General features: G+C 68.1%; 24 protein-coding genes. 10 read left to right on the forward strand and 14 right to left on the reverse strand.

Annotated elements, in window-relative coordinates; all coding sequences use genetic code 11:
- The first annotated feature begins 4 nt into the window (after positions 1–4).
- Positions 5–1,765 (forward strand): hypothetical protein, encoded by a 1,761-nt coding sequence (locus tag R2707_17245; GenBank protein ID MEZ5246843.1) that lies wholly within the window; start codon positions 5–7, stop codon positions 1,763–1,765.
- Here the strand turns inward: R2707_17245 and R2707_17250 are convergent.
- Together R2707_17250 and R2707_17255 are read right to left on the reverse strand one after the other, a co-directional pair.
- Entirely contained in the window at positions 1,756–2,217 is a 462-nt protein-coding gene (locus R2707_17250; GenBank protein ID MEZ5246844.1) for a MaoC family dehydratase, read from the reverse strand. The genes R2707_17245 and R2707_17250 overlap by 10 nt on opposite strands.
- Positions 2,218–2,234: 17 nt before the next feature.
- The gene (locus R2707_17255; protein MEZ5246845.1) at positions 2,235–3,242 is read right to left on the reverse strand and encodes a hydroxyacid dehydrogenase; all 1,008 of its coding nucleotides are present in this window, start codon (positions 3,240–3,242) and stop codon (positions 2,235–2,237) included.
- 56 nt (positions 3,243–3,298) lie between these two features.
- Between R2707_17255 and R2707_17260 the strand changes: the two genes are divergently transcribed.
- The gene (locus tag R2707_17260; protein MEZ5246846.1) at positions 3,299–3,964 is read left to right on the forward strand and encodes an enoyl-CoA hydratase/isomerase family protein; all 666 of its coding nucleotides are present in this window, start codon (positions 3,299–3,301) and stop codon (positions 3,962–3,964) included.
- Between the two features lie 9 nt (positions 3,965–3,973).
- Here the strand turns inward: R2707_17260 and R2707_17265 are convergent, their stop codons facing one another.
- Complete coding sequence (locus R2707_17265; protein ID MEZ5246847.1) at positions 3,974–5,179, reverse strand: acyl-CoA dehydrogenase family protein; 1,206 nt, start codon at positions 5,177–5,179, stop codon at positions 3,974–3,976.
- Between the two features lie 58 nt (positions 5,180–5,237).
- Between R2707_17265 and R2707_17270 the strand changes: the two genes are divergently transcribed.
- Positions 5,238–5,912 carry a DsbA family protein gene (locus R2707_17270; protein ID MEZ5246848.1) on the forward strand — a complete coding sequence of 225 codons (675 nt, stop codon included), beginning with the start codon at positions 5,238–5,240 and terminating at the stop codon, positions 5,910–5,912.
- Positions 5,909–6,712: a maleylpyruvate isomerase family mycothiol-dependent enzyme gene (locus R2707_17275; GenBank protein MEZ5246849.1), complete on the forward strand. Its 804-nt coding sequence runs from the start codon at positions 5,909–5,911 to the stop codon at positions 6,710–6,712. The genes R2707_17270 and R2707_17275 overlap by 4 nt, the downstream gene beginning before the upstream one ends.
- Positions 6,713–6,730: 18 nt before the next feature.
- On the opposite strand, the gene R2707_17280 is transcribed toward R2707_17275, so the two are convergent.
- Both R2707_17280 and R2707_17285 read right to left on the reverse strand, forming a co-directional pair.
- The gene (locus R2707_17280) at positions 6,731–8,998 is read right to left on the reverse strand and encodes an arylsulfatase (GenBank protein MEZ5246850.1); all 2,268 of its coding nucleotides are present in this window, start codon (positions 8,996–8,998) and stop codon (positions 6,731–6,733) included.
- Between the two features lie 20 nt (positions 8,999–9,018).
- Positions 9,019–10,272: a DUF2254 domain-containing protein gene (locus tag R2707_17285; GenBank protein ID MEZ5246851.1), complete on the reverse strand. Its 1,254-nt coding sequence runs from the start codon at positions 10,270–10,272 to the stop codon at positions 9,019–9,021.
- Positions 10,273–10,295: 23 nt separating this feature from the next.
- Here R2707_17285 and R2707_17290 point away from each other — a divergent pair, with 23 nt between their 5' ends.
- Positions 10,296–11,372, forward strand: coding sequence for an LLM class F420-dependent oxidoreductase (locus R2707_17290; GenBank protein MEZ5246852.1), 1,077 nt, complete (start codon positions 10,296–10,298; stop codon positions 11,370–11,372).
- A gap of 15 nt (positions 11,373–11,387) precedes the next feature.
- Here R2707_17290 and R2707_17295 read toward each other — a convergent pair whose 3' ends face one another.
- The 7 genes from R2707_17295 to R2707_17325 form a co-directional block, all read right to left on the reverse strand.
- Positions 11,388–11,885, reverse strand: coding sequence for an SRPBCC family protein (locus tag R2707_17295; protein MEZ5246853.1), 498 nt, complete (start codon positions 11,883–11,885; stop codon positions 11,388–11,390).
- A 9-nt stretch (positions 11,886–11,894) separates the two neighbouring features.
- Entirely contained in the window at positions 11,895–12,479 is a 585-nt protein-coding gene (locus R2707_17300; protein ID MEZ5246854.1) for a Fe-Mn family superoxide dismutase, read from the reverse strand.
- Between the two features lie 105 nt (positions 12,480–12,584).
- Positions 12,585–13,454 (reverse strand): hypothetical protein, encoded by an 870-nt coding sequence (locus R2707_17305; GenBank protein ID MEZ5246855.1) that lies wholly within the window; start codon positions 13,452–13,454, stop codon positions 12,585–12,587.
- Between the two features lie 117 nt (positions 13,455–13,571).
- A complete protein-coding gene (locus tag R2707_17310; GenBank protein MEZ5246856.1) occupies positions 13,572–14,933 on the reverse strand; it encodes a glutamine synthetase family protein in 1,362 nt (453 codons plus the stop codon).
- Positions 14,923–16,092 carry an iron-containing alcohol dehydrogenase gene (locus tag R2707_17315; protein ID MEZ5246857.1) on the reverse strand — a complete coding sequence of 390 codons (1,170 nt, stop codon included), beginning with the start codon at positions 16,090–16,092 and terminating at the stop codon, positions 14,923–14,925. The genes R2707_17310 and R2707_17315 overlap by 11 nt, the downstream gene beginning before the upstream one ends.
- On the reverse strand, positions 16,089–16,943 hold the full coding sequence (locus tag R2707_17320; protein ID MEZ5246858.1) for a phytanoyl-CoA dioxygenase family protein: 855 nt from the start codon (positions 16,941–16,943) through the stop codon (positions 16,089–16,091). The genes R2707_17315 and R2707_17320 overlap by 4 nt, the downstream gene beginning before the upstream one ends.
- Before the next feature lie 20 nt (positions 16,944–16,963).
- Positions 16,964–18,595: an S-layer homology domain-containing protein gene (locus tag R2707_17325; protein MEZ5246859.1), complete on the reverse strand. Its 1,632-nt coding sequence runs from the start codon at positions 18,593–18,595 to the stop codon at positions 16,964–16,966.
- A 72-nt stretch (positions 18,596–18,667) separates the two neighbouring features.
- On the opposite strand from R2707_17325, the gene R2707_17330 reads away from it, so the two are divergent.
- Both R2707_17330 and R2707_17335 read left to right on the forward strand, forming a co-directional pair.
- Positions 18,668–19,789, forward strand: coding sequence for a Zn-dependent alcohol dehydrogenase (locus R2707_17330; protein MEZ5246860.1), 1,122 nt, complete (start codon positions 18,668–18,670; stop codon positions 19,787–19,789).
- Positions 19,786–20,997: a mandelate racemase/muconate lactonizing enzyme family protein gene (locus R2707_17335; GenBank protein ID MEZ5246861.1), complete on the forward strand. Its 1,212-nt coding sequence runs from the start codon at positions 19,786–19,788 to the stop codon at positions 20,995–20,997. The genes R2707_17330 and R2707_17335 overlap by 4 nt, the downstream gene beginning before the upstream one ends.
- A 132-nt stretch (positions 20,998–21,129) precedes the next feature.
- On the opposite strand, the gene yaaA is transcribed toward R2707_17335, so the two are convergent.
- On the reverse strand, positions 21,130–21,906 hold the full coding sequence (gene yaaA / locus R2707_17340; protein MEZ5246862.1) for a peroxide stress protein YaaA: 777 nt from the start codon (positions 21,904–21,906) through the stop codon (positions 21,130–21,132).
- Positions 21,907–21,959: 53 nt separating this feature from the next.
- Positions 21,960–23,174 (reverse strand): hypothetical protein, encoded by a 1,215-nt coding sequence (locus R2707_17345; GenBank protein ID MEZ5246863.1) that lies wholly within the window; start codon positions 23,172–23,174, stop codon positions 21,960–21,962.
- Positions 23,175–23,261: 87 nt separating this feature from the next.
- On the opposite strand from R2707_17345, the gene R2707_17350 reads away from it, so the two are divergent.
- From R2707_17350 to R2707_17360, 3 genes are read left to right on the forward strand one after another with little or no spacing between them, the layout of a single operon-like run.
- Positions 23,262–24,692, forward strand: coding sequence for a circularly permuted type 2 ATP-grasp protein (locus tag R2707_17350; GenBank protein MEZ5246864.1), 1,431 nt, complete (start codon positions 23,262–23,264; stop codon positions 24,690–24,692).
- Positions 24,692–25,633, forward strand: a complete 942-nt coding sequence (locus R2707_17355) for an alpha-E domain-containing protein (GenBank protein MEZ5246865.1) — start codon at positions 24,692–24,694, stop codon at positions 25,631–25,633. Before R2707_17350 ends, R2707_17355 begins: the two co-directional genes overlap by 1 nt.
- Positions 25,634–25,635: 2 nt before the next feature.
- Positions 25,636–26,451, forward strand: a complete 816-nt coding sequence (locus tag R2707_17360; GenBank protein ID MEZ5246866.1) for a transglutaminase family protein — start codon at positions 25,636–25,638, stop codon at positions 26,449–26,451.
- Positions 26,452–26,459: the final 8 nt, after the last annotated feature.

Raw genomic sequence — 26,459 nt, forward strand, 5'->3', positions numbered from 1 at the left:
CGCCGTGCCGGTCAGACAGAAGCATCGAGTTCTCGCGGTGGTGCTGGCCGTGCTCGTGTCCGGGGTTTCGTGGGCATCGCCGGCGTCGGGTCAGTCGGCGCCGGACCCGACTGCGGCGCCGGCGTTGACCGTGGCGTCGTCGGCGACGTATCGGGTCGATGTGGAGGCGCGACGGATCGAGGTCGAGTTCGGCTACGAGTTCGAGAACCTCACTGCGGCGACGGCTTTTCCGGGGTTCTTCGAGTCGGTGCCGGTCGACGCGGTCGATGTCGTTGCTCGTGACGGTTCGGGTGAACTGGTCGCCGGTGCGACCGGGGACGCGGAGGGCTTCGCCACATGGCTCGTGGGCTTCCGCACCCCCCTCGAACCCGGTGACTCGCTCACCATGAGGTTGACCTGGGCGATCGAGTCCGGTGCGTCGCTCCCCGGCCCGATCGTCGAGCCGGCCGCCGTCGCGTTCGACGTCTATGCGCCGGGCCCCGAGGGGGCTTCGTGGAGTGCGCCCGAGGTGGTCGTCCCCGAAGGGTTCGCCGCGGTCTCCTCGGCTGCACCGACGCAGCCCTACGAGATCGTTCGGGTCGAGTATCTCGATGCCGAGCGGTTCACCTCGACCGTGTCGGTGCTGCCTCCCGACATCACCATCTCGGACTGGCAGGACGACGGTGTGTGGGGTGCGGCCGTGTTGGATCGGGCCGAGGCGGCTCTCGGCTCGCTCGAGACCTGGTTCGGTCCGCGTACCCGCCCGTTCGAAGTGCGGCGGTCGTTTGCGTCCGATGACCATCCCGACGTCTCCCCGAACGCCGTCGATCTCGCCCTCAACGACGCGGAGTCGATCGACCACCAGCTGGCGCATGTCTGGATGGCCGATGTGCCGGTCGACGAGGCATGGTTCGTCGAGGGGCTCGCGGCGGCGTTCGCCGGTGATCAGCCGAATCCGGCCGGGCCGGCCGACATCGTGCCGGTCGTCGTCGCCGAGATCGGCGCCGCCGGTGTGCGGACGATCCTCGACGACCTCCGGGCGAATGCCATCACCTATCCCGGGGTCGTGCCCGAGGAACAACCCCTTCCTCCCGACTGGCGCACGCTGCTGGACCACTTCGAGCGGGTCGCCGGCGCCGGCGGCATCGATGAGCTCTTCCGATCCGCGGTGGTCGACCCGGCCGACGTCTCCCTGCTCGATCAACGCGCCGCGACCCGGGTGGACTACAACGCGCTGGTCTTTCGCGCCGGCGGGTGGACACTGCCCCCGTATCTCCGGTTGGCCATGGCCCGCTGGGATTTCGAGACCTTCCGCGCCGAACAGGGGCCGGTGAGCGATGTGATCGTTCGTCGTGACGGCCTCCTCGCGTGGGGAGAGTCGCTCGAACTCGCGCCGCGCGATGATGCGAAGGCGATCTTCGAGGCGGCGCAGGACGACATGTCCGAGGTCACGGCCCTGCTCGACGAACAGGAGCGGGCGTTGGAGGCCTACGACGAGGCCGAGCGTCTCGTCAACGGTGATCGGGGACTACTCGCCGCGATCGGCCTGCTCGGCAACGACGTCGAGGCGGATCTCGCGTCGTTGCGCGACGCGTGGGCCGAGGGCGACTACGCGAGGGTCGAGCGCGACGGTCACGAGTTGGCCGGCCTGGTCGAGGGCGCGGTTGGCGATGGCACGATTCGTCTGCTGGTCCCTGCGATCGGCCTGCTCGTCGTGTGGCAGGTGCTCCGGTTGTTGCGCCGCCGCTTCCTGTGGAGGAGCGGGCCGGCGGCGGGTCAGCCCTGATAGAGGATCTGCGAGGTGTAGACGAGCGAGGGCTTCTCGTTGCCCTTGACGTGGGTCGCGGATTCGAAGCTGAGCAGGGTGCCGGCCCGGTGGGCTTGCGCACCGATGAGGCGGGATCGGGCGTGGACCGTCGATCCGGCCGGAACCGGTGAGAGGAAGCGGGCGCCACCGCAGCCGAAGTTGACGGCGTTCTTGACACCCGAGAGTTCCACGGGGACCGAGATGAGCATCGGCATCAGGCTCATCGTGAGGTAGCCGTGGGCGATCGGCCCGCCGAAGGGGCTCTCCTTGATGCAGCGCTCGACGTCGACGTGGATCCACTGACGATCGCCGGTGAGTTCGGCGAAGTCGTTGATCATCTCCTGGGTGACGACGATCTCCTTGCCCCAGTCGCCGTAGTCCTCGCTGGCGTGGGCGTTGATGGCGTCGATGTCGTCGAAGGGGATGCTCATTGGTGGTTCTCCTGCTCTCAAGCGATCCGGTCGATCATGTCACGAGTGATCCGGTTTCGTTGGGGTCGGCCCGCCACGAAACGCTCGACCTCGTCACACACCCAATCGCTCATCCGGGCGAGTTCGGTTCCCTGCGAACCGGCGAGGTGTGGGGTGTAGACGGCATTGGGCAGCGACCGCAGCGGATGGTCGTCGGGGAGGGGCTCGATCGGGTCGGTCACGTCGATGATGGCGAACAGCCGGCCGGATTCGAGCTCGGTGGTGAGTGCATCGAGATCGAGGCAGTGCCCGCGCGACGTGTTGATGACGGTGGCGCCGTCGGGCAGCGCGGCGAGGTGCTCGGCCGAGATGAGATTGTGGGTCGCCGGGAGCGCCGGGGCATGGATCGACAGCACGTCGGCCCGGCGGCACAGGGTGAGCAGGTCGTCGACCTTGGTCGCATCCAGCGCCTCGATCGTCGCATCGTCCACGAACGGGTCGTAGACCTCGGCCCGCAGGTGGGGGAAGGGCTGCAGCAGCTCCGCGACCCGTCGCCCGATCAGCGAGGCGGACACGATGCCGATGGTCTTGTCCCAGTTGCCGTGGGGTGCGGACCCCTCCGGCGGCGTCCACGCCGGCCGACCCGCCTGGGCGTCGATGGCAGGGAAGACCCGCTTGTTGGCGAGCAGGATCATGGCCAGGGTGTATTCGGCCACCGGCTCGGCGTTGGCCCCGGCGCCGGAGGTGACCACGAGGTCGCGGTCCCAGATCTCGTCGATGGCGTACCACTTCACCGTCCCCGCCGCGTAGGCGAACATGCGGAGCTTCGGAGCCCGCGACAGCGTCGCGGCGTCGAACAGCGGGGTTCCCCAATGTCCGACGATGATCTCGGCGTCGGCGAGGAGGGCATCGGCTCTCGGGTCGTCCCACGACGACAGCGGGGTGCGGTCGAGGATGCGGCCGGCGCGGTCGAGTCGATCCAGGGTGGCCTCGTCGAACGGTCGGAGGCCGTCCATGTGGGCGATCACGATCGCGGGACGGTTCATGGGGCTGGATCTTCGCCCTCGCTCGGCCGGTTCGCAACCGCGGGTATGGTCCGGCCATGAGCGAACCCACTCTCACGCAGGACGGCGAACTCTTCGTCGTGAACTTCGGCGACGATCTCAACACCACCGACCACGCCTGGGTCGCGGGCATGAACGCCGTCCTCGACGAGGTCGAGGCGGCCGGCGGCCCGAAGGTGCTCGTCACCACGGGGGCCGGCAAGCACTATTCGAACGGACTCGACGTCGAATGGATGGCCGGCAAGGGATCCGACGAGATCGTCGCCTACGTGAACTCCGTCGAGAAGGTGCTCGGTCGGATCCTGACGTTCCCGGCGCCGACGGTGGCCGCGATCAACGGTCACGCCTTCGGAGCGGGGGCCTTCGCGCTGATCGCGCACGACCATGCCGTCATGCGTGACGATCGAGGATTCGTGTGCTGGCCGGAAGTCCACCTCGGCATGGGTTTCAGCCCGGGACTCCTCGCCATGATCCGCAACCTGCTCCCACCGGGGCTCGCCCGGGACACCATCGTCACCGGCCGTCGCTACGGCGCTGCCGATGCCGTGGCCGCGGGCCTCGTCGACCGGGCGGTGCCGCTCGACGAGCTCCTGACGGCAGCCGCTGATCTCGGACTGCCGCACGCGGCGACGGCCGAAGGATCGATCGCCCAGATCAAGAAGCAGCTGCACCGAGACGTGATGGCCGCGCTCGGTACCGGTTGAGCACGGCGGCTAGTTCTTGGGAACCTTGCTCCAGGCGATTTCCTTGTCGACACGGGGTTCGCCGGGCAGGCCGAGCATCTGCTCGCCCATGATGTTGCGCAGCACCTCGGAGGTGCCGCCCTCGATCGAGTTGGCCCGGGCCCGGAGGAACGCGTAGCCGAGGCCGTTCGACGCGCCGTCGAGATCGACGACACCGGGACGACGGAACGTGTAGTCGAAGCCGACCTGACCCTCCATGCCCTGCAGCGTGAGCGCCCAGCTGTAGATGTCCTTGTTGAGCTCGGCGCCGGCGAGCTTGGCAACGGAACCCTCGGGTCCGGGCTGGCCCTTCTTCGCGGCCTGGATGGCCCGCATGTTGGTGAGTCGGAGCGTCTCGGCGCGGATCCACAGCTGCATGAGCTCGTCGCGCTGGGCCGGACCCTTGCGGTCGTCGGGGGTTCGCTCGTAGAGGTGGACCAGGTGGCCGATCGGGCCGCTGCCCATCTTCGGGGCACCACCGCCCCCACCGCCGCCGATCGCGGTGCGCTCGTTCATGAGGGTGGTCAGCGCGGCGCGCCACCCCTCGCCCCGTGCCCCGATCCGACAGTCGTCGGGCACGCGCACATCGGTCATGTAGACCTCGTTGAACTCGGCCTCGCCGGTGATCTGGCGCAGCGGCCGCACCTCGACGCCTTCGGCGTGCATGTCGAGGGCGAAGTAGGTCATGCCCTTGTGCTTGGGCATGTCGGGGTCGGTGCGGGTGACGAGCATGCCCCAGTCGGCGATGTGGGCGAGCGTGTTCCACACCTTCTGACCGTTGATGATCCATTCGTCGCCGTCCTCGACGGCCTTGGTGCCGAGACCGGCGAAGTCGGAGCCGGCTCCGGGCTCGGAGAACAGCTGGCACCACTTCTCCTCACCGGTGAACATCGGGCGCAGGAAGCGGTCGTGTTGCTCGTCGCTGCCGTGGGTGAGGATCGTGGGGCCGGCGAGGGCGATGAAGAACTGCGACGGGTCCATCGGCTTGCCGCCGGCTTCGCCCAGACGGCGGTTGACATCACGCTGGAGCTGGGGTCGCACGCTCAGACCGCCCTTGCCCACCGGGTAGTGCACCCAGGCGAGGCCGGCGTCGTACTGATGACCGCGGAACTCCTCATAGGACTCGACCGTCGGGTCGTGCGCCGCGAGGAGGGCGTCGAGGGCGTCGTTGACCATCTGGAGTTCTGCGTCGCTCATAAGTGTCAGTCTGCCTGACAGTTTCTCTCGGGGGCAACCTCCGACTACGGTCCGAGAGATGCAGATCGCCTTTCACTTCGATGTGATGTGTCCGTGGGCGTATCAGACGTCCAAGTGGATCCGCACGGTGCGCGAGGCCCAGCCCGTCGACGACCCCCTCGAGATCGACTGGCGCTTCTTCTCCCTCGAGGAGATCAACCGCGAGGAGGGCAAGAAGCACCCGTGGGAGCGCGACTGGTCCTACGGATGGGGGATGCTGCGGGTCGCGGCGATGCTGCGCCGCACGTCGATGGACGACTGCGACCGGTTCTACGAGGCCGCCGGTCGGGCGCTGCACGAGGACGGACGCAAGCCGCACCGTCCCGAGGTCGCCGAGGAGATCTGCGAGGAGATCGGTGTCGATCCCGCGGTGGTGCAGGCCGCGATCGCCGACGCCACCACCCATGACGACGTGAAGGCCGACCACGACGCGATCGTGAACTCCGGCGGTTTCGGCGTGCCGACGATCATCTTCCCCGGCGACCGGCAGGTCTACGGGCCCGTGGTCGCCCCGGCGCCGACCGGGCAGGCTGCGCTCGATCTGTGGGACCTCACCGTCGCCTATGCGAAGGTCCCACATCTCTACGAGCTGAAGACGCCCAAGACCGACGCCGACATGGTCCACATCGCCAACGTTTTCCAACCGTACTTCGAAGCCCGTGAATGGGAGAGCAGGGAGAAGCCCGCACGATGACCTACGAACTCACCGACTATGTCGCTGCCCATCGCCAGCTGTTCGCCCATTACGACGACCTCTGCGCCCGCCTGTCGGCCGACGAGATGGCCACCCGGTCGCTGTGCCCCGACTGGGACGTGCGCGCGGTGATCGCCCACACGATGGGGGTCGAGGTCGTGCTCACCGGATGGGCGCCCTCGGCCGAGGTGCCGCCGCCGTTCGAGAAGATGGGTGAGTTCGCCGAGGCCGTCGAGGGGCTCGACAACGCCGACTTCGCGGCTCGCGTCGGCGAGGTCACCGCCGCCCGGCTGGCCGAGCTCGAACAGCTCGATCCGGCCGTGCTCGACGAGCCGTCGTTCACTCCCGCCGGCATCGCGACCTATCGACGGTTCCTCCAGGTCCGGGTGTTCGACCTGTGGGTGCACGCCCGCGACATCGCGATCCCGCTGGGGGAGTCCCTCGACGACACCGGCGACGCGGCGGAGATGACCCTGCAGGAGATCGACGACTCGATCGGCTACATCGTCGGCAAGAAGATCGGTCTCCCCGAGGGCATGTCCATCGTGTTCCGGATTCGTCCCCGCGGTGGTGAGCAGGGCGTGGATCGCGACATCGCCGTGAAGGTCGACGGTCGCGCCACCCGTGTGGCGTCGGTCGATGATCCCGACGTGGTCGTCACCACCGATATCGGGACCTTCGTGATGCTGGCCGCCGGCCGGATCGACCCGCAGGCCCAGATCGACGCCGGCACGATCACCTGGTCCGGTGAGAGCGAATGGGGCGAACGCGCCGCCCGGAACCTGGCCTACACGGGCTGACCGCCTCGCCCCGGTCGCCTACTGCCTCGACATCTCCGCACGCATCTCGGCTTCGAGCGATTCGGCATCCTGGCGCGACAGCAGCTGGATCTCGACCTCACGGAGCCGACCTCCGTAGGGGAAGTCGCCGGTGTACTCACGGCTGACCGGTGAGCCCATGTCTCGACCCACGCTGGCGCCCACCGACGAGATCGTCCCCATCATCCAGGGAATCTCACCGCCACCGGCGGGCACACCGTCGATCGACAGTCGGGCGAGGGCCTTTCGTCCGGCCACCCGGATGAACTCGACGCCGAGCTCACGGGCGTCGGCGGGCACCGACACCTCGGACCGCACGATCGTGTGGGCATCGAACGCGTTGTAGTCGAGCACCAGCAGGCCGTCCTTCACGAAGACGGCGATCCCCGAGTTCTCGGTGCCGACCGCGAAGAGCACGCCGTCGGCGACCCCGTCGACCCGGCCGGTGAGCTGCCAGCTGCGTCCACCCATCGGTGCGCCCGCCTGCATCGGCAGCATCGACATCGGCGGCTTGTAGAGGTAACGCATGCTGGCCGGGTGCGGTGAGTGGTCGCGGAAGCGGGCGCCGAACAGCTCGAGCATGCGGTCGTCGAGGGGGAGGACCCCGTGTTCGTCGGCCTGCTGGAACCAGAGATCGACCATCTCCCGGACCTTCTCGGGCATCTCGGCGGCGAGGTCGTTGCACTCCGACGGGTCGACGTCGACGTGGTAGAGCTCCCACACGTCGTCGTCGAAGGGGACGTTCTGGGTGTGGCGGGTGACGGCCTTCCAGCCGTCGTGCCACAGGCCGCGATGGCCGCCCATCTCGAAGTACTGGATCTGCTTGGCCGTCGGGGCGTCGGCATCGGCGAACGAGTAGGTCATCGGCACGCCGCTCACCGGGATCTGCTCGAGGCCGTTGCGGGTGGCCGGCGCTTCGACCCCGATCAGCTCGTAGATCGTCGCCGCGATGTCGTTGACATGGTGGAACTGGCGGCGCAGGCCGCCGGCGTCGGTCACGCCGGCCGGCCAGTGCACGATCAGCGGCACGTGCACGCCACCCTCGTGGGTGTTCTGCTTGTACCACTTGAACGGGGTGTTGCCGACCTGGGCCCAGCCCCATGGATAGTTGGTGTGGGAGTGGGGTCCGCCGATCTCGTCGAGGTGGGAGATCGCTTCGTCGGGTGTCTCGAGGATGCCGTTGAAGAACTTCATCTCGTGGAGGACACCGAAGGGGCCGCCCTCCTGGGACGCGCCGTTGTCGCCCAGCACCATGATGACGGTGTTGTCGAGCTCGCCCATGTCGCGGAGGTCGTCGACGAGACGTCCGATCTGATCGTCGGTGTGGTCGAGGAAGGCGGCGAAGGCTTCCTGGAGGCGGCAGGCGAGTTTGCGCTGGTTCTCCGGCAGGTCGTCCCACGCGTCGACGCCGGGGTTGCGGGGTGCGAGCCGGGTGTCGGGGGTGGTGACGCCCAGTTCGATCTGGCGCTCGTACCACCGCTGACGGATGACGTCCCAACCCTCGTCGTACTTCCCCCGGTACTTGGCCAGGTACTCCTCAGGGGCTTGGTGGGGCGCGTGGGTCGCCCCGAAGGCGACATAGAGGAAGAAGGGCTTGTCCGGACGCACCGACTTGGTGTCGTGGACGAAGCCGATCGCCCGGTCGATCAGGTCTTCGCTGACGTGGTAGCCGTCGTCCGACTGCCCTGGATTCGACCGTGCCGGCGGTTCGATGTGGTGGTTGTCGTAGGTGAGCGACGGGCTGAATTGGTCGGTCTCGCCGTCGAGGAAGCCGTAGAACCGGTCGAATCCCCGTTGCAGGGGCCACTGGTCGAAGGGGCCTGCGGCCGAGCACTGCTCCATCGGGGCGAGGTGCCACTTGCCGACGGCGAGGGTCGCGTAGCCCTCGTCGTGGAGCACTTCGGCAACGGTGGCGGCGTGGTTCGAGATGTGGCCGGTCATCGACGGGAAGCCGGTGTTGAAGTTCGACACGGCCCGCATGCCGACGGTGTGGTGGTTGCGACCGGTGAGCAGCGCGGCACGGGTGGGTGAGCACAGTGGGGTCACGTGGAAGTTCGTGTAGCGCAACCCGCCGCCGGCGAGGGCATCGATGTGGGGGGTGTCGATGTCGGAGCCGTAGCAGCCGAACTGGGAGAACCCGAGGTCGTCGAGCAGGATCACGACCACGTTGGGAGCGCTGTCACCAGGATGGGGCGACACCTCGAAGTCGGGTTCGGACTCCGCGACCGTCGTGCCGATGGTGCCGTTCCAGTCCCCGTATGTCCTCATGGGCAGAGACACTACGAGTGTCAACTATTGTCTGCAAGACTGACAGAAGATTCGGCGACGACCCGTCCGATCATCTCGCGGATGGGCGTGGTCGGGCCGGCAAGGCCCCGTCGGTTCGTCTCCGACTCGAGCTGCTGGAGCATCCGCAGGAGCGTGATGGCCACGAGTGGCTCGTCCTGGCTGTGGCGGCGAATGGGTTCGATCGCCGCCTCGAGATGATCACGATGATCGACGCGCCGGGTGACCAGGTGACGACCGTCGGACTCGACGACCGCGGGGGCGACGGGGTACTGCCAGAGGGCCAGGAGGACGGCGCCGATGTGGACGACCATGTCGTTGGCCGTGTTGGGATCGTTGACACCGGGGGAGAGCGCCCGCAACGCGATGTCGACCATTTGGAGGATTCCGAAGCCGACGTCGGACTGCATGGTGCGGGTGTCGCCGATGGCGAAGTCGTCCTTCATCAGCCGGAGGCAGGCGTCGTCGTCTGGCGGGGGCGAGACCCACGCGAGCGGTGCGTGGGTGGGCACGAAGTCGCCGACGGCCACCGGCAGGTGGATGGTCGTCCCCCGAGGAACCCGCCGCAGCAGGGAGGCGGTGTCGATCTGTTGGATCCAGCCGGTGTGGTGCGACTCGACTGCCACGGCATCGCCTGGCGGTTCGAGAGCGGTCGTGGTCAGCGGGACCGTCCCGTCGGTCGCCGTGTTGGACTCGAGGGTCCCCGCCCGATGGATGAGGGCGATCGTCTCCCCGGAGATGCTCGATGCCACCGATCCGACCCGCAGCTTGTCGGTCAGGTGATCGACCGACCGCACCACAGCGATCAGCGAGACGATGCCCAGGATGACCGCCAGGATCACCGACGCGTGGGGCGTCAGCTCGTTGCCCTCTCCGATACTGCGCGTCTCCCGCAGGATGAGCAGGCAGTAGACGGTCGTACCGAGCACGACGCCGATCACCCGCTGCTGGGTCGTGTCGCCGATCCAGTTCCGCACGGTACGCGGCGAGAACTGGTTGCTCGCGAGCTGGACCGCGAGCATGGTCATCGACAGCAACAAGGTGATGGACGAGATCAAGCCGCCGGCGATCGCAGTGAGGATGGCGCGACCGCTCCCCACCGTTGTCTGCAGGGTCCGGGGGAGGTCGGCATCGGCCAGGGCACCGTCGATCGCCAACATCGCCTGCGCGAGGACGACGGCGACGAGGGTGAACACGACCGGCACGAAGAGCAGTCGGTGGCGGATCTGCTCGATCACCTGGCGGATTCGGACCATGCGAGAGGGTACCGCCGAGCGGGGTGGCAACGAGATGGAGGGGCGGGCATGCTTGGCCCATGAAGCTCTCGATGACCCTGAACTACTCCGGCGACCCGCGCGCCGCCGCGGAAGAAGCCGCGCAACTCGAACGGGCCGGCGTCGACGTCGGCTGGGTCGCGGAGCTCTACAGCTTCGATGCCGTGTCGATTCTCGGCTATCTCGCGGCCAAGACCGAGACGATGGAGCTCGGTTCGGCCATCCTGCCGATCTACTCGCGAACCCCCACGCTGACCGCCATGACGGCGGCCGGACTCGACGCCGTGTCCGACGGGCGCTTCATCCTCGGCATCGGCGCGTCGGGTCCGCAGGTGATCGAGGGATGGCACGGTGTCGTCTACGACAACCCCATCGGGCGACAGCGTGAGCTGATCGAGATCTGCCGAAAGGTGTGGCGCCGCGAGGTCGTGGTCCACGACGGGCCCAACTACCACCTGCCGCTTCCCGAGGATCAGGGCACGGGTCTCGGCAAGCCGCTGAAGCTGATCAATCACCCCAAGCGGGCCGACATCCCGATCTACATCGCCTCGCTCGGCCCGAAGAACGTCGAGGTGACCGCCGAGGTCGCCGACGGTTGGATCCCCGTCTTCTTCCATCCCGACAAGGCCGAACAGGTCTGGGGCGACGACCTCGCCAAGGGCCTCGCGAAGCGCGACCCGTCGTTGCCGCCGCTCAACATCGTCGCCGGCGGAACCGTCGCCATCGTGGACGACGAGGACAAGGCGCAGCAGATCCGCGACGGTGGCCGGTTCATGACCGCCCTCTACGTCGGTGGCATGGGCGCCAAGGGCAAGAACTTCTACAACAACATCTTCCAGAAGTACGGCTACGAGGAAGAGGCCGAGAAGATCCAGGACCTCTACCTCGCCGGCCGCAAGGAAGAAGCCATGGCCGCAGTGCCCCAGGACTTCCTCGACGCCACCGCCATGGTCGGATCCGAGGGCCAGGTACGCGAGCGCATCGAGGCCTACCAGGCCGCCGGTGTCACCCATCTCCAGATCACGCCGGCCGGCGGCGACCGCCTCGGCCTGGTCGAGAAGATCAAGAACTGGATCAGCTAGACGACGTTGCCGCGCTCAGTCGGCCGCTCGCCCTGCGGCGATGTGGGGTCCGAGGTTGTCGAGCGCGGCGCCGAGGTTCTTGTTCATCTGTCCCGTTGCCCCCTTGAGAAGTAGGGACAACGGGAACTTGCCCTCGATCCCCATCTTGTAGGTGACCGAGCTGCGTCCGTCGCCGAGGTCGGCGATGGTCACCAGCTCGGTCATCGACTTCAGGCCTGGGACGGTGGCCGAGAGCACCACGAAGCCCCAGCGTTCGCCGGGTTCCCAGACGTTGAACTCCTCGTCGACGGCCACGCGCGCATTGATGAAGACGCGACGGTTCGACCCGACTCCCTCGTGGAGATCACCGAAGCGCTCGACGCGGATGATCGAGGTGAACCATTCGGGCCAGCGTTCGTGATCGGCCAACGCGGCGAACACTTCGTCGGGGGTCGCGTCGATCTCTCGGGTCGCGCTGGCCTGGAACGGGGCGGCGTGGATCCACTCCGGCGGCTTCTTCGTCAGCTGCCCCATGGGGCAGCGTCAGGCCGCGAAGTTGGCGGCGACGAACTCCCAGTTGATGAGGCTCGCGATGAAGGTGTCGACGTAGGCCGGCCGGGCGTTCTGGTAGTCGAGGTAGTAGGCGTGTTCCCACACGTCGATGGTGAGCAGCGCCGTCTGGCCATGGGCCAGGGGCGTGTCGGCGTCGTCGGTCTTGACGATCGCGAGGCCATCGCCCTCGCGGACGAGCCAGGTCCAGCCGGAACCGAAGTTGCCGACCGAATCGGCCTTGAACTGCTCCTTGAACGCATCGATCGAACCAAAGCTCGACTCGATCGCGGCGGCGAGGTCACCGGTGGGGTCGCCGCCACCGTCGGGCGACATGCAGTTCCAGTAGAAGGTGTGGTTCCACACCTGTGCGGCGTTGTTGAACAGACCGCCGGGGCTCGCGCTCTTGATGATCTCCTCGAGCGACTTGTCGGCGTTGTCGGTGCCCTCGATCAGACCGTTGAGGTTGTTGACGTAGGCGGCGTGGTGCTTGCCGTAGTGGAACGAGATCGTGCGTGCGCTGATGTGCGGCTCGAGTGCATCGTCGGCGTACGGAAGCGGGGGAAGTTCGATGGCCATCAGGGCTCCTCGGGATGCGGGAATATTGTGACAATACCTTGTCATAATTCCGACGCCTACACCCGGCGAGAAAGTACGGGTGTCTGACCCCAGAAAGTATGGGGGTCAGAGCTGGGTGTGGCGCCAGGTGTCGAGCACGTCGGCGAGGGCTGCGGGGTCGGCGGTGGTCGGCGCCTGGACGAGGATCATCGCATCGTCGTCGAGGTCGCTCACCCACAGGTCGGTCGTGCCGTCGGAGCCGAGGAGCCACAGGCGCAGGCCGACCTCGGGCGAGAACAGGTCGATCGCGGCTTCGCGGTTCCAGCGTTCGCGGGCCGCGGCGAGATAGGCGTCACCGGCGGTCGACCCGCCGGATGCGATCAGCCAGACCTCTCCCAGCGTCGACGCACCGGGTGTTGATCCCGCAGTCCGCTGGAGCGTGCGTGCCGCGAAGGGTTGGGTCGCCTCGAGCTGGTCGGCGTCGAGGACGCCGTCGAAGGTGAGGATCTCGGGGGGATCGAGCGGGGCGAGCACGAACTCGTCGGGGAAGTCGGCGAGGAGTTCGGCCACCCGGGCGATGTCGTCGGCGTAGTCGAGCGATTCGTCGAGCAGGAGCCCGGACACCAGATCGACCGGCGGTGGCGTGTCCCACGGGGACAGGGCCTCGGCGACCTCGCGGGGGACGCCGGGCAGGAACCCGCTGGTCGGTCGCGCGCCGCCAACGAGCGAGGGCGGTCGTTCCGAGGTCGTCGGGAGTGGGACGGCACTCGTCGTCGACACGGGCGGCGGCAGAGCGGTTGCCGACGGCGCCGTATCCGGACGGGTCAACACGAAGGCCGTTCCGGCGGCGAGTAGGGCGATCGCGAACAGCGCGGTGCCGACCTTTCGCAGCTCGTTGTTCAAGGAATCGCTCCACCGGGGCTTCGCCGCCGGTGGGGGCGCAGCGACCTCGTCGAAGGTCGACTTGCCGCAGATCGAACAGGTGTTGGACTGCACCAGGGCCCGACAATGGGGGCAGGTTTGAAGACCGTCGAGACTCACGACATTCCGATCGGCGTTCTTGCCGCCGACTGTGAGGAATTTTCGGTCCCGGCGGGTCCGACCGGGCCGCCGTCAGATGCGCTCGAAGTAGCGCCGCATCTCCCAATCGGTCACCGCGGCGTCGGCGGCGGCGATCTCCTGGGCCAGATGGTGGCCGTAGTGCTCGACGACCTCGTCGCCGAGCATGCGGCGGGCCGCGTCGCTGGCGACGAAACGGGCGTGGGCCTCGTGCAGGGTGATCGGCACCGACGCGGCCGAGGCCGAATCGGCGCCGACCGAGTAGGCATCGCCGCGGAACTCCGCCGGCGGTTCGATCCGGTTGCGGATGCCGTCGAGCCCGCTGGCGATCGCGGCGGCGTAGGCGAGATACGGGTTGACGTCGGCGCCGGGGATTCGGTTCTCGATCCGCAGACCGCCACCGCGTCCGACGATGCGGAACCCGGCCGTGCGATTGTCCGTCGACCACGCGATGCGGGTCGGGGCCCACGACTGGCTCTGGTAGCGCTTGTAGCTGTTGATGGTCGGCGCGTAGCAGACCATGAGGTCGGCGGCGTGGTGCATCCACCCGCCCAAGAACCAGCGGAAGACGTCGCTGTGGTGGTCCGGCGACTCGCCGACGAACGCGTTCTGGTCGCCGTCCCAGAGTGACAGGTGGATGTGGCACGAGCTGCCCGGCTGGGCGGCATCGGGCTTGGCCATGAACGTGACGCTCACGCCCTGGGCGTCGGCGAGTTCCTTCATGGCCTGCTTCATCACCACGTGGCGGTCGGCCATCGTGAGGGCGTCGGCGTAGCGGACGTTGAGCTCGTGCTGGCCGATCGCCGCCTCACCCTTGGAGTTCTCGACCGGGATCTCGCTGTCGCGCAGGGCTCGGCGGGCTGCGCCCACATAGTCCTCGACCCGAGAGGCCTGGAGCAGGTGGTAGTCCTCGACATACCACCCGGCCGACTCGAGATCCCGGTAGCCCTTCTGATGGGCCGCCCGGTAGGTGTCGCGGAAGAGGAAGAACTCGAGCTCGGACGCGGCCGCGGCACTGAAACCCGCTTCGCCCAACTGGTCGAGTTGGCGGCGAAGGATCGAGCGCGGCGCCACCGCGACGGGGTCGTGCGTGACGTTGTCGATCACGTCACACAGCACGAATGCGGTGCCGTCGGTCCATCCGGCGCGGCGCAGGGTGCCCATGTCGGGGACCAGGTGGAAGTCGCCGTAGCCCGTCGACCAGTTGCTGTAGGCGAAGCCCTCGACCGGCTCCATCTCCATGTCGACGGTGAGCAGGTAATCGCAGGCGTGCGTGCCGTCGTCGACACAGCTGTCGAGGAAGAAGTCGGCGTCGAAGCGTTTGCCCATCGTCCGGCCGTAGTGGTCGGTGAACCCGACGACCACCGAGTCGATGGTGCCGTCGCTCACCTCCAAGCGGAGCTGTTCAAGCTGCATGGAGCACTCCTGTGCACGCCGCGGTGAAGACGGCCTCGGCGAACGGTCGATCGAACGGGACCGGGTTGCCCCCCGCCGACGGATCCTCGACGGCGGCCGCGGCGATGGTTTCCATCGCGGCCGGGTCGACCCCCAGGTCGACGAGCGTGTGGGGCACGTCCATGGCGGTCCGGATGGCGAGGATGTGGGCGAGGAAGCCCTCGAACCCACCGGCGACCCCGCAGGAGGCGGCGAGTCGCGCGATGGTCGCCTCGATCGCGGCCCGGTTCGCGTCGAGGACGTAGGGCATCACCACGGCGTTGGTCATGCCGTGGTGGGTGTCGAAGCGCGCCCCGATCGGGTGCGAGAGCGCGTGCATGGCGCCCAGGCCCTTCTGGAAGGCGACCGCGCCCATCGCCGCGGCGACCAGCATCTGCCCGCGGCTCTCGATGTTGCCCGGGTCGTCGACGACCACCGGCAGGTGTTCGAGCACCAGGCGGCATCCCTCCATGCCGATGCCCTGCGACATCGGATGGAACGTCGGCGCGCAGATCGCTTCGAGTGAATGCGAGAGCGCGTCGAGTCCGGTGCCCACGGTGAGCGTCCGGGGCAGGCCCACGGTGAGTTCGGGATCACAGATCACCGCCCGGGGCAGCATCGCCGGATGGAACACGATGACCTTGCGGTGGGTCGCCTCGTCGATGACCACGCCGGCGCGGCCGACCTCACTGCCCGTCCCGGCAGTGGTCGGCACGGTGATGACCGGCGCGATCCCCGCGGCGTCGGCGCGAGTCCAGTTGTCGCCGACGTCCTCGAAGTCCCACATGGGCCGGGTCTGGCCGGCCATGAACGCGATGACCTTGCCGACGTCGAGCGCCGAACCGCCACCGACGGCGACGACCCCGTCGTGGTCACCGGCCCGGTACGCGGCGACGCCGGCATCGACGTCGCGGCCCACCGGATTGGGCTTGAGGTCGTGGAAGGTCGCGTGAACGAGCGGCTCGAGCGCGGCGCGGACCGTTTCGATGAGCGGGAGCGCGGCGAGCCCGGGATCGGTGACGATCAGGGGCCGGCCGATGCCGGCTGCCCGGCAGGCATCGCCGAGTTCGGCGACACGACCGGCGCCGAAGCGGATCGGTGTCGGATAGCCCCAGTCGGCGGGGGACGAGGGCGCGCTCACAACTCCCCGCTGGCCAGCAGGTCGGTGGGGTGGCGCACGTCGAGCACACCGAGATAGCCGCCGCCCGTGGCGATCGCGTCGTGGGCCTTGTAGCCGATGAGCTCCTGGGCCCGCAGCGGCAGGTCGCGAACGACGTCGGGCGGTGTCGCGAGCGTGTTGTTCTCCTCGGTTCGCAGCCATCCGACGACGAAGCTGGTGTGGAAGCCGCGTCGCCATTCCGTCGCCGTCGAGTTCGTCCCGCCGGCGTGGAACGTCGAGCCGAGATAGATCACCGCCGCTCCGGCGGGCATCTCGGCGATCGCGAGCTCGTCGTCGGTCGGGTACCGATCGGCGGGCCAGTGGTTGCTGCCGGGCGCCAGTCGTGTCGCGCCGTTCTCTGCGGTGAAGGGGGTGAGGGCGACGAGCGAGGCCACCTGGATCTCCGGGTGTGGGGTGGGGAGATAGTTCCAGACGTCGTGATCACGATGGATGTACTGCTGCTCGGCGCCGGGTCCGCGTTGGAGCAGATGTCCGATGTTGAGCTGCCATTCCGCGCAGCTCGGGCCGAGCACGCGCGCGTTGATCGCCTCGTAGAGCGGGTGCAGCAGCACCTCGTCGACATAGGTGCGCGAGTGCGACGCCAGCCCGGTCAGGTGCTTGACGTTGGGGCCGAAGAAGTCGGCGATGAACGGGTTGACGAACCGGCGCACCGAGGGATCGTCGGCATCGACGAGCGGGCCGACCTCGGCATTGAGTGCGGCCACGGTCGCCTCGTCGAGGAAGTCGGCGATGACGACGGCCCCCGACTCGTGGAGCGCGGCGCAGATCTCGTCGGGATCGTCGTCGCGGTGCAGCACCGGAAGCTGTGGCATGCGCCGACGTTAGAGCCCGGTCAGTCCAGCGTCGATCCGCTCACGATCGGCGGGCCGCTACCCAGGTAGAAGACCCCCGGATACCCCGCGGTCTCGAAGCCGAGGCTGTCGTTGCGGGCGAGCGTCGAGTCGGTGATGACGAGATGGCCGGTGCGGTTGTTGCTCACGTAGAACACACCGCCGCCGCCCTCGTTGGCCACGTTGTCCTCGATCACGGTGTCGATCAGCGTCAGCGTGTAGGTGTTGCCGTCGTTGGCGATCGCTCCGCCGTTGCCGCCTCCCGGCGTTCCGGGCCGCTGGGGGTTGGCCCCCCACCCGGTGGCCGAGTTGTGGGTCAGCAGGCTGTTGATGAACGTCATCGACACGCCGATGCTCCCGATCGCTCCACCGTTGGAGCAGTCGTTGGCCTGGGCCTCGGCCCCGCCGAAGGTGCTGTTCGTGATGTAGACGGGCAGCGTGTCGTACTGGCTGAACACCCGCACGGCGCCGCCCGCGACATCGGGCCCGGTGCTCGCGCAGGTGTTGGAGAAGAAGCGCGAGTTGACGATCTTGAAGCGACCGCCCCGCACCCAGATGGCGCCGCCCCCGCCGCCGAGATCGATGCCCTGGCCGGTGGCATCGCCGTCGACGAAGGTGAGGTTCTGCACGGTGAGGCGTGGGTGGTCCTGGTTCTGGCAGTGCGGTGTGGTCCACACCTGGGCCTGGTCACAGGTGTTCATGTAGAGGATGCGACGCTCGCCACGCCCGCTCAGGGTCACGAGCCCGCCGCCATCGATCACGATCTCCGGGCCGGTGTCGTTGAACACCGTCGCGGTGGCGAGCATCTCGATAGTGATGGGGTCGGGTCCGCAGTCGAACGTGATGACGCCGCCCCGGGCCACCGCGGCGACGACCGCGGCCGAGGTGCAGCTCGCCGGCGAGCCGTTGCCGATCACGACGTCGGGCGACGAGGTGTCGATCGCAGCCGCGGCGGCCGGCACCGGTGCGGTGCCGGCCGGGTTGCCGGCGATCGGGAGTGGTCGCGGCGGTGGGACGAGTTCGTCGAGGTGCAGGGCGCGCATGAGGAAGGTGGCCATTTCGGCGCGGGTGACGGGGCGGTGGGGGCTGTAGGTGGTGGGGCTGGTGCCGGTGGTGATGCCGGCGTGGCGGAGGCGTTCGATGTCGTCTCGGAAGGTGCCGGTGGTGTCGGTGAAGCCTGATGGTTGGGTGGCGGGTGGGAGGTGGAGGGCGCGGTTGAGGAAGGCGGCCATTTGGCCGCGGGTGACGGGGTCGTTGGTGCTGTAGGTGGTGGGGCTGGTGCCGGTGGTGATGCCGGCGTGGCGGAGGCGTTCGATGTCGTCTCGGAAGGTGCCGGTGGTGTCGGTGAAGCCTGATGGTTGGGTGGCGGGTGGGAGGTGGAGGGCGCGGTTGAGGAAGGCGGCCATTTGGCCGCGGGTGACGGGTTCGTCGGGGCAGTAGCGGGTGGGGGCGCAGCCGGTGGTGATGCCTTCGGCGCGGATGGCTTCGATGGCGCCTTCGTGGATGTTGGTGTCGTCGTCGGTGAAATGGCCGCCGGGGGGTGGGGTGTCGGCGGCGGCTGATGGGCCGATCGCGGTCAGCGACGCGGCGAGCGTGAATGCCACGAGGAGGGGGACGGAACGGGAACGAATCATGCGACTCTCTTCATCGACCGACCGCGTCGGCATCTTGACAGCCGTGGCGAGGCGATGGGGTACGTTGCCGTGATGGGTACTGCCAACCGGGTGAAGGCCGCCGTCTGTCGTGAGTTCGGAGCCCCGCTCTCGATCGAGGAGATCACGGTCGCTCCGCCCGGACCCGGTCAGGTGAAGGTCGACGTCGAGGCCTGCGCCATCTGTCATTCCGACATCCATTTCATCGACGGCGCGTGGGGTGGCCACCTTCCTGCCGTCTACGGCCACGAAGCCGCGGGGACGGTCTCGGCGGTCGGCGCCGGGGTCGACACGGTGGCCGTCGGCGATCGCGTGGTCATCTCGCTTATCCGTAGCTGCGGCTCGTGCCCCGGTTGTGCGAAGGGCATGCCGGTCACCTGCACCGGACGGTTCACGATCGACCGCTCTCGCCCGCTCACCGACGCGGCCGGCGAATCGCTGGTGCACGGGTTGAAGACCGGCGCGTTCGCCGAGGAGGCACTCGTCGACGCCTCACAGGTCGTGACCATCCCCGACTCGATCCCGATCGCCAGCGCCGCGCTTCTGGGGTGCGGGGTGATCACGGGGTTCGGCGCCGTCACCAACACGGCCAGGATCGAAGCCGGCAGCGACGTGGTCGTGATCGGCTGTGGCGGGGTCGGGCTCAATGCGGTCCAGGGTGCGGTCATCGCCGGTGCCGGGCAGGTCATCGCCCTCGATGTGGCCGACGACAAGCTCGCCGCCGCCCGTGAGTTCGGGGCCACGGCGGCGGTCTCGGTGACGGCCGATGATGTCGTCGAGCAGGTCAGGGCCCTCACCGGAGGCGCCGGTGCCGACTATGTGTTCGTGACCGTCGGTGCGAAGCCGGCCATCGAACAGGCCTTCTCGTTGGTGGCTCCCGGTGGTGCGGTCGTACTCGTCGGGATGACCGCCACCGGCGTGATGATCGAGGTCGACGCCACCGACATCGCCGGCAACAGCCAGCGGGTACTCGGTTCGAAGATGGGGGCCGGACGGCTTCCGATCGACATCCCGTTGCTCGTGTCGCTCTACGAGGACGGACGCCTCAAGCTCGACGAACTGGTCACCAGGACCTACCCCATCGAGGAGATCAACGAGGCCATCGACGCGGTCAAACGGGGTGAAGCCCGCCGCAACGTGATCGTGTTCGATCGTGCGTCGAGGGTGCAGTCGTGAAGATCGCCTCGTTCGAGACCTTCGTGGTGGCCAACCCGCCGCCCTCGATGGGTGGGCGCTACTTCATCTTCGTGAAGCTGGTGACCGACGACGGCATCGTCGGCTACGGCGAGGTCTACACGGCCACCTTCAGCCCCGATGTGGTCGCCCGGATGACCGAGGACGTGTGCGAGCGCCACATCGTCGGCAACGATCCGCACCACATCGAACGGATGTGGCGCAACGTCTACGGCTCGGGCTACACGCTGCGGCCCGACATCTCCCTCGGCTCGGTGATGAGCGGCATCGAGACCGCACTGTGGGACATCGTCGGCAAGGCCCACGGCGTGCCGGTCTACGAGTTGCTCGGTGGCCGGGTCCACGACCGATTGCGCGCCTACACCTATCTCTATCCGACACCCGACGAAGCTGCGGACGTCAACGAGGCGGCGGCCGTCTACGTCGATCCCGACATCGCCGCGCAGCGCGCCGTCGAGGAAGTGGAAGGCCTCGGCTTCACCGCGGTGAAGTTCGACCCGGCTGGTCCCTACACGGTCTACGACGGCCACATGCCGCCGTTGGAGGCGATCGAGCGCAGCGTGCGGTTCTGCGCGGCGATCCGCGAGGCGGTCGGCACCAGGGCCGATCTCCTGTTCGGCACCCACGGACAGTTCACCGCGGCGGGTGCGATCCGCCTGGCCCGGGCCCTGGAGCCGTTCGATCCGCTGTGGTTCGAAGAGCCCGTGCCGCCGGAGAACGTGGAGGAGATGGCCCGCGTCGCCCGCCAGACGACGATCCCGATCGCCACCGGCGAGCGACTCACCACGAAGTACGAGTTCGCCCGGGTGGTCGAAGCCCAGGCCGCGGCGATCCTGCAACCGGCGCTCGGGCGGTGCGGCGGCATCCTCGAGGCCAAGAAGATCGCGGCCATCGCGGAGACGCACTACGTCCAGATGGCCCCGCACCTCTACTGCGGACCGATCGAGGCGTTGGCCAACATCCAGTTCGCCACCTGCACCCCCAACTTCCTCCTCCTCGAAGCCATCCGCGACTTCCGCGGCTTTCACAACGAGTTGCTCACGACCCCGATCGAGCTGGTCGACGGCTACGTCGTGCCTCCCACCGAACCCGGCATCGGCGCCGCGCTGAACGAGGACTTCGCCCGGGCCCATCCGTGGACGGGCACCGCCCTGCACCTCGAGATGCAGCAGACCCCCGAAGTCCCCTGACCCGCCCACTCCTCAGCCCACCACTCCTCAGCCCACCACCGCATCTGTGCCGACTATCCCCCTGCGAGACGAGGGGTTACTCGGCACAGATGGCCGGTCGGTCGGTCGGTCGGGGGGGGGGGTCGGCGCGGGTCAGTGGTGGCGGACGAACACCGGTCGGTCGGCCTGCGACCGTTCGGCGTCGTAGCGGTAGCCGTCTTCGGCGAACTCGAGCAGAGCGCGGGGCGACTTGATGCGATTGCGGATGATCCAGCCGCTCATCGACCCGCGGGCCCGCTTGGCGAAGAAGCTGATGATCTTGGGTTCGCCGCCGTCTTTGGAGTCGAGGAAGACCGGGCTGACCAGCCGGGCCTCGAGCTTCTCGGTGTTGACGGCCCCGAAGTACTCGTTGGACGCCAGGTTGATCAGCGCATCCGAACCCGGGCTCTCGGCCAGGTCGGCGTTGAGCTGCTCGGTGATCGTGTCGCCCCAGAAGGTGTAGAGGTCCTTGCCTCGGCTCGTCGTCACCGTCGATCCCATCTCGAGCCGGTAGGGCTGCATCAGGTCGAGGGGTCGGAGCACGCCGTAGAGCCCGGAGAGGATGCGCAGGACCTTCTGGGCCTGCGTGAAGTCGCGTTCGGTGAAGGTGCTGGCCTCCATGCCCATGTAGACGTCGCCGCTGAACGCCAGCACTGCAGGACGGGCGTTGGCCGGGGTGAACGGCGTCTCCCAGTCGAGGAAGCGCTCGTGGTTGAGTTCGCCGAGCGACTCGGAGATGCCCATCATCTTCGAGAGCTCGGCGGGGGACTTCTTCGCCATCACGGCGACGAGCTCCCGGGAGCGGTCGAGCATCCTCGGCTCGGAGTGTTTCCTCGTGGCCGGCTTGGATTCGTAGTCGAGCGACTTCGCGGGAGAGACGACGATCAGCACGCTTCAGTTCTACCAGCGGATCACCGGTCAGCCGATGGCCGGCTCGCGCCGGGTCATCCGGTGGTGAGGTCGACGGTGGACGGGTCGCCGTTGCCGGGTCCCGCGTCGTGGATGTCGCAGCTGGACGCGAAGCCGGCGATGTCGGCCCATGGGCCGTCGACTTCCACGGCGGCCACTTGGGCGGCACCGGCAATGACGGCGCGGTCGGTCGAGGCCGCCACCAGCTGCTCGAGTTGCGCCTGGTCGGCCGGGATCGCGGTCACCTCGAGACCGTGGACGGACATCACCCCGGCGTCCGATGTGGGGGCCTGCACATCGATGCGGGTGACGGTGAGGTCGTGTTCGGCGAGGCGTGCGCCCAGCTCGTCGAGCCCGAACGGGCGGGCGAGGCTCAACGACACCCGGGCCCGAGCCGCGGGAGTGGTCCCGGCGTGGCGACCGATCACCGTGAACCAGAAGCCGCGGTTCTGACTCTCGAGGGCCGCACACGCAGACCGGTCGAGGGTCACCGGTTCGCGGGCGTCCTGATCACAGGCGGTCGGCAGACGATCCGGCGCCGGTTCGCCGGGTTCGCGATGACGGCGGATCACGTTGACGTCGGATTGGGGCGGCAGCGGCGGCAGGGCGCCCTCCCAGGGCGAGAACGACACGGACACCTCGCGCAGACGGATGCCCGTGTCGAGGTCAAGGTCGAGCGCGGTGACCGCACCGTCCGACACCTCCACCCCGATCTCGATGTCGCCGGCGCAGTCCACGAGCGATCGCCGGGCGACGAACTCGTCGATGGTGGCGAGGAAGGTCGTGCCGTCGACCACGACCGGGGCCGCGCCCTCGTCGGGGTCCTGGGCGGCGACCAGATCGTGCACGGCGACCAACGAGGCGAGACTCGGGACGGCCCAGATGTCGACCACCCCACCGAGCTCGTCGAACTGCGGATCGTCGTAGGTGACCGTGCCCCAGGTGGCGACGTCGAAGCGCGTCCACGATTGCTGGAGATCGGGGAGCATGACCCCGCGACGGGTGACCTCGCCGTCGCGCTCGTGCCACATCACCTCGCCGTTCTCGGCCAGTGCGCCGGCCGAGAGGCTGCGATCCCACCAGCCGTCGTACACGACGGTCCAGGTCTGTCCGACTTCCTGCGTGATGGCCATCTCGATCTCCATCACGAGACCCCCGGAGAGTTCGCCGCCGGTGGCGGTGGACGCGTCGTCGCTGCACGCTGACGCGAGGAGGAGCAGCGCGACCGGGAGCGCCGAAGGGAGTCGCATCACCCGACCGTAGACGCCGGTACCCGTTCGTTACCGCTCTGTTTCGGGCTCGACGGCCGGTGTCGGAAATGGCGTAGGTTCGTCGCGGTGGATGTTCGCCCCGGCTACTTCGACGAGATGTACGGCGATGGCTCCACGCTGCGTGCGCCGTATCGGCAGTATCACGACTGGTTCTCCCAGGAGGAGCCGCGGCGGCTCCTCAAGAAATCGGCCGATGCCGAGGCGCTCTTTCGTCGCACCGGCATCACGTTCAACGTCTACGGCGGCGACGAGGGCGACGAGCGGCTGATCCCGTTCGACATCGTGCCCCGGATCATCGCGGCGCGTGAGTGGGCCCGCTTGGAGCGGGGAATCGAGCAGCGGGTCCGCGCCATCAATGCGTTCCTCCACGACATCTACCATCGCCAGGAGATCCTCCGCGCCGGCCGCATTCCCGTCGAAGTGATCGCGAACAACGACGCCTTCCTGCCCGAGATGATCGGGTTCACACCGCCGGGCGGCGTCTACACCCACATCGTGGGGATCGATCTGGTCCGCACCGCCGACGACGACTTCTACGTGCTCGAGGACAACGCCCGCACCCCGTCGGGCGTGTCGTACATGCTCGAGAACCGCGAGACGATGCTCCAGATGTTCCCGGAGCTCTTCACGAAGAGCCGGGTCCGGCCGGTCAGCGACTATCCCCGCGATCTTCGCAACTCGTTGTCGGAGTGTGCGCCGTCGGCGGCGAGCAACGGACGACCGGTGGTCGCCGTGCTCACGCCGGGCATCCACAACTCCGCCTACTTCGAGCATGCGTTCCTCGCCGATCAGATGGGTGTGGAACTGGTGGAGGGCCACGATCTCTCGGTGGTCGACGGGCGGATCGCGATGCGTACGACCGAAGGCCCCGAAGCGATCGACGTGCTCTACCGGCGCATCGACGACGACTTCCTCGACCCTCTCACCTTCCGTCCCGATTCTCGGCTCGGTGTGCCAGGGGCGATGGACGTCTACCGGGGTGGCGGGATCACGATCGCCAACGCACCGGGAACCGGCATCGCCGACGACAAGGCGATCTACTCCTACATGCCGGAGATCATCGACTTCTACACCGGTGAGAAGCCCATCCTGCGCAACGTTCCGACATGGCGCTGTTCCGAGCCCGACTCGCTCGCCTACGTGCTCGAACACCTCGACGAACTGGTCGTGAAGGAAGTCCACGGTTCGGGGGGCTACGGCATGCTCGTCGGGCCGGCGGCGAGCAAGCGGGAGATCGCGAAGTTCGCCCGCAAGCTCAAGGCGAAACCCGCCGTCTACATTGCCCAGCCGACCCTCGCACTCTCGACCGTTCCGATCCTCACGCGCGCCGGACTCGCCCCCCGCCACGTCGACCTCCGCCCGTTCGCGCTCGTCTCACCCGGCCAGATCCGCATCACCCCGGGTGGTCTCACCCGCGTGGCGATGAAGCGCGGCTCGCTCGTCGTGAACTCCAGCCAGGGCGGCGGCACCAAGGACACCTGGGTGATGGAGGACTGATGCTCGGACGCACCGCCGGTGGCCTTTACTGGATGTTCCGCCATCTCGAACGCAGCGAGAACACGGCGCGCCTCATCGAGGCCGGTATGCGGATCGCGTTGACGCGATCCGACGATGTCGAGAAGGAATGGGAGTCGGTCGTCACCACGGCCGGCCAGCGATCCGCCTATCTGGAGAAGCACGACCGGTTCGAGCAGTCGACCGTCATCGATTTCCTCCTCCGCGACCGCTCCAACCCGTCGAGCGTCCGCTCCGTCGTCGAGGCGGCCCGGTCCAACGCCCGCGAAGTCCGTACCGCCCTGACCCGTGAGGTCTGGGAGGCGACGAACGACACGTGGCTGACCGTGCGCGACACGCTGGCCCGGCCGGTGCTCGACCGGGAGCTGCCCCAGGTCCTCGGGGTGATCCGCCAGGAGAGCGCGATCGTGCGGGGGGCGCTGCACGGCACGATGTTGCGCAACGACATCTACAACTTCGCCCGGATCGGGACCTTCATGGAACGGGCCGACAACACGGCGCGGATCCTCGACGTGAAGTACTACGTGTTGTTGCCGTCGGCGTCCTATGTGGGGACATCGCTCGACAACGTGCAGTGGGAGACGATCCTGCGTTCGGTGTCCGCCCAGCGGGCCTACCGGTGGCGCAGCGCCGGCGACGCGAGCGCGATCGGGATCGCCGAGTTCCTGATCCTCGACCAGCAGATGCCCCGCTCGTTGGTGTTCTGCTACCGCAAGATCGACGAGAACCTCGGCTATCTCGCGTCGGAGTACGGCGGTCACCACCGCTGCCACGAGCTGTCGCACGACCTGCGACTCCGGCTCACCGGACGGGGAATCGAGTCGATCTTCGAGGACGGGCTCCACGAGTTCCTCCGCGACTGCATCCAGGCGACCAACACGTTGGGTCACGCCATCGAACGCGACTACCGGTTCTCGGCCTAGCCATGCGCATCACGATCTCGCACACGACCACCTACCGCTACGGGTCGCCCGTTCGCTACGGCCTCCAGGAGCTGCGCCTGCACCCCCGCAACGAGCCGACGCAGCACGTGGTGCGGTGGAGCACATCCGTCGCGGGCGGTACCCACGAGCTCTTCTTCGACGACCACTACGGCAACCGGGTCGAGCTGGTCAGCATCGACGCGGGCGCATCGGAGACCATCGTGACGGCCCGGGGCGAGGTGGAGACCCTCGACACCAGCGGCATCGCCGCTCGCCACTTCGGTCACACGCCCCTGTGGTTCTACCTGCGGGCCACGCCGCGGACGATGCCGGGCAAGGGCGTCCAGCGGATCGCCGATGCCGTTCGCGACGAGGCCGACGACGTCACCCGCCTGCACGCGCTGTCCGCCGCGATCCGTGATGCGGTCGTCTACCAGCCGGGTGGCTCCCACGTGGCGTCGACGGCCGAGGACGTGCTCGATGCCGGGTCCGGGGTCTGTCAGGACCACGCGCACGTCTTCATCGCCGCCGCCCGCGTGCTCGGCTACAGCGCCCGCTACGTCAGTGGCTATCTGTTGATGGACGACACGGTCGAGCAGGATGCCACCCACGCGTGGGCCGAGGTGTGGATCGACGGACTCGGCTGGGTCGGATTCGACGTCTCGAATGGCATTTCACCCGACGACCGCTACGTTCGCATCGCCACCGGTCTCGAGTACCGGGCCGCGGCGCCGATTTCCGGCGTCACCTACGGCGCCGGTGAAGAATCGCTCGAGGTGGCGCTCCAGGTGCAACAGGGACGGGGGGGACAACAATGACGTACTGC

The sequence above is a fragment of the Acidimicrobiales bacterium genome (assembly GCA_041394245.1).
GTDB lineage: Bacteria > Actinomycetota > Acidimicrobiia > Acidimicrobiales > Aldehydirespiratoraceae > JAJRXC01.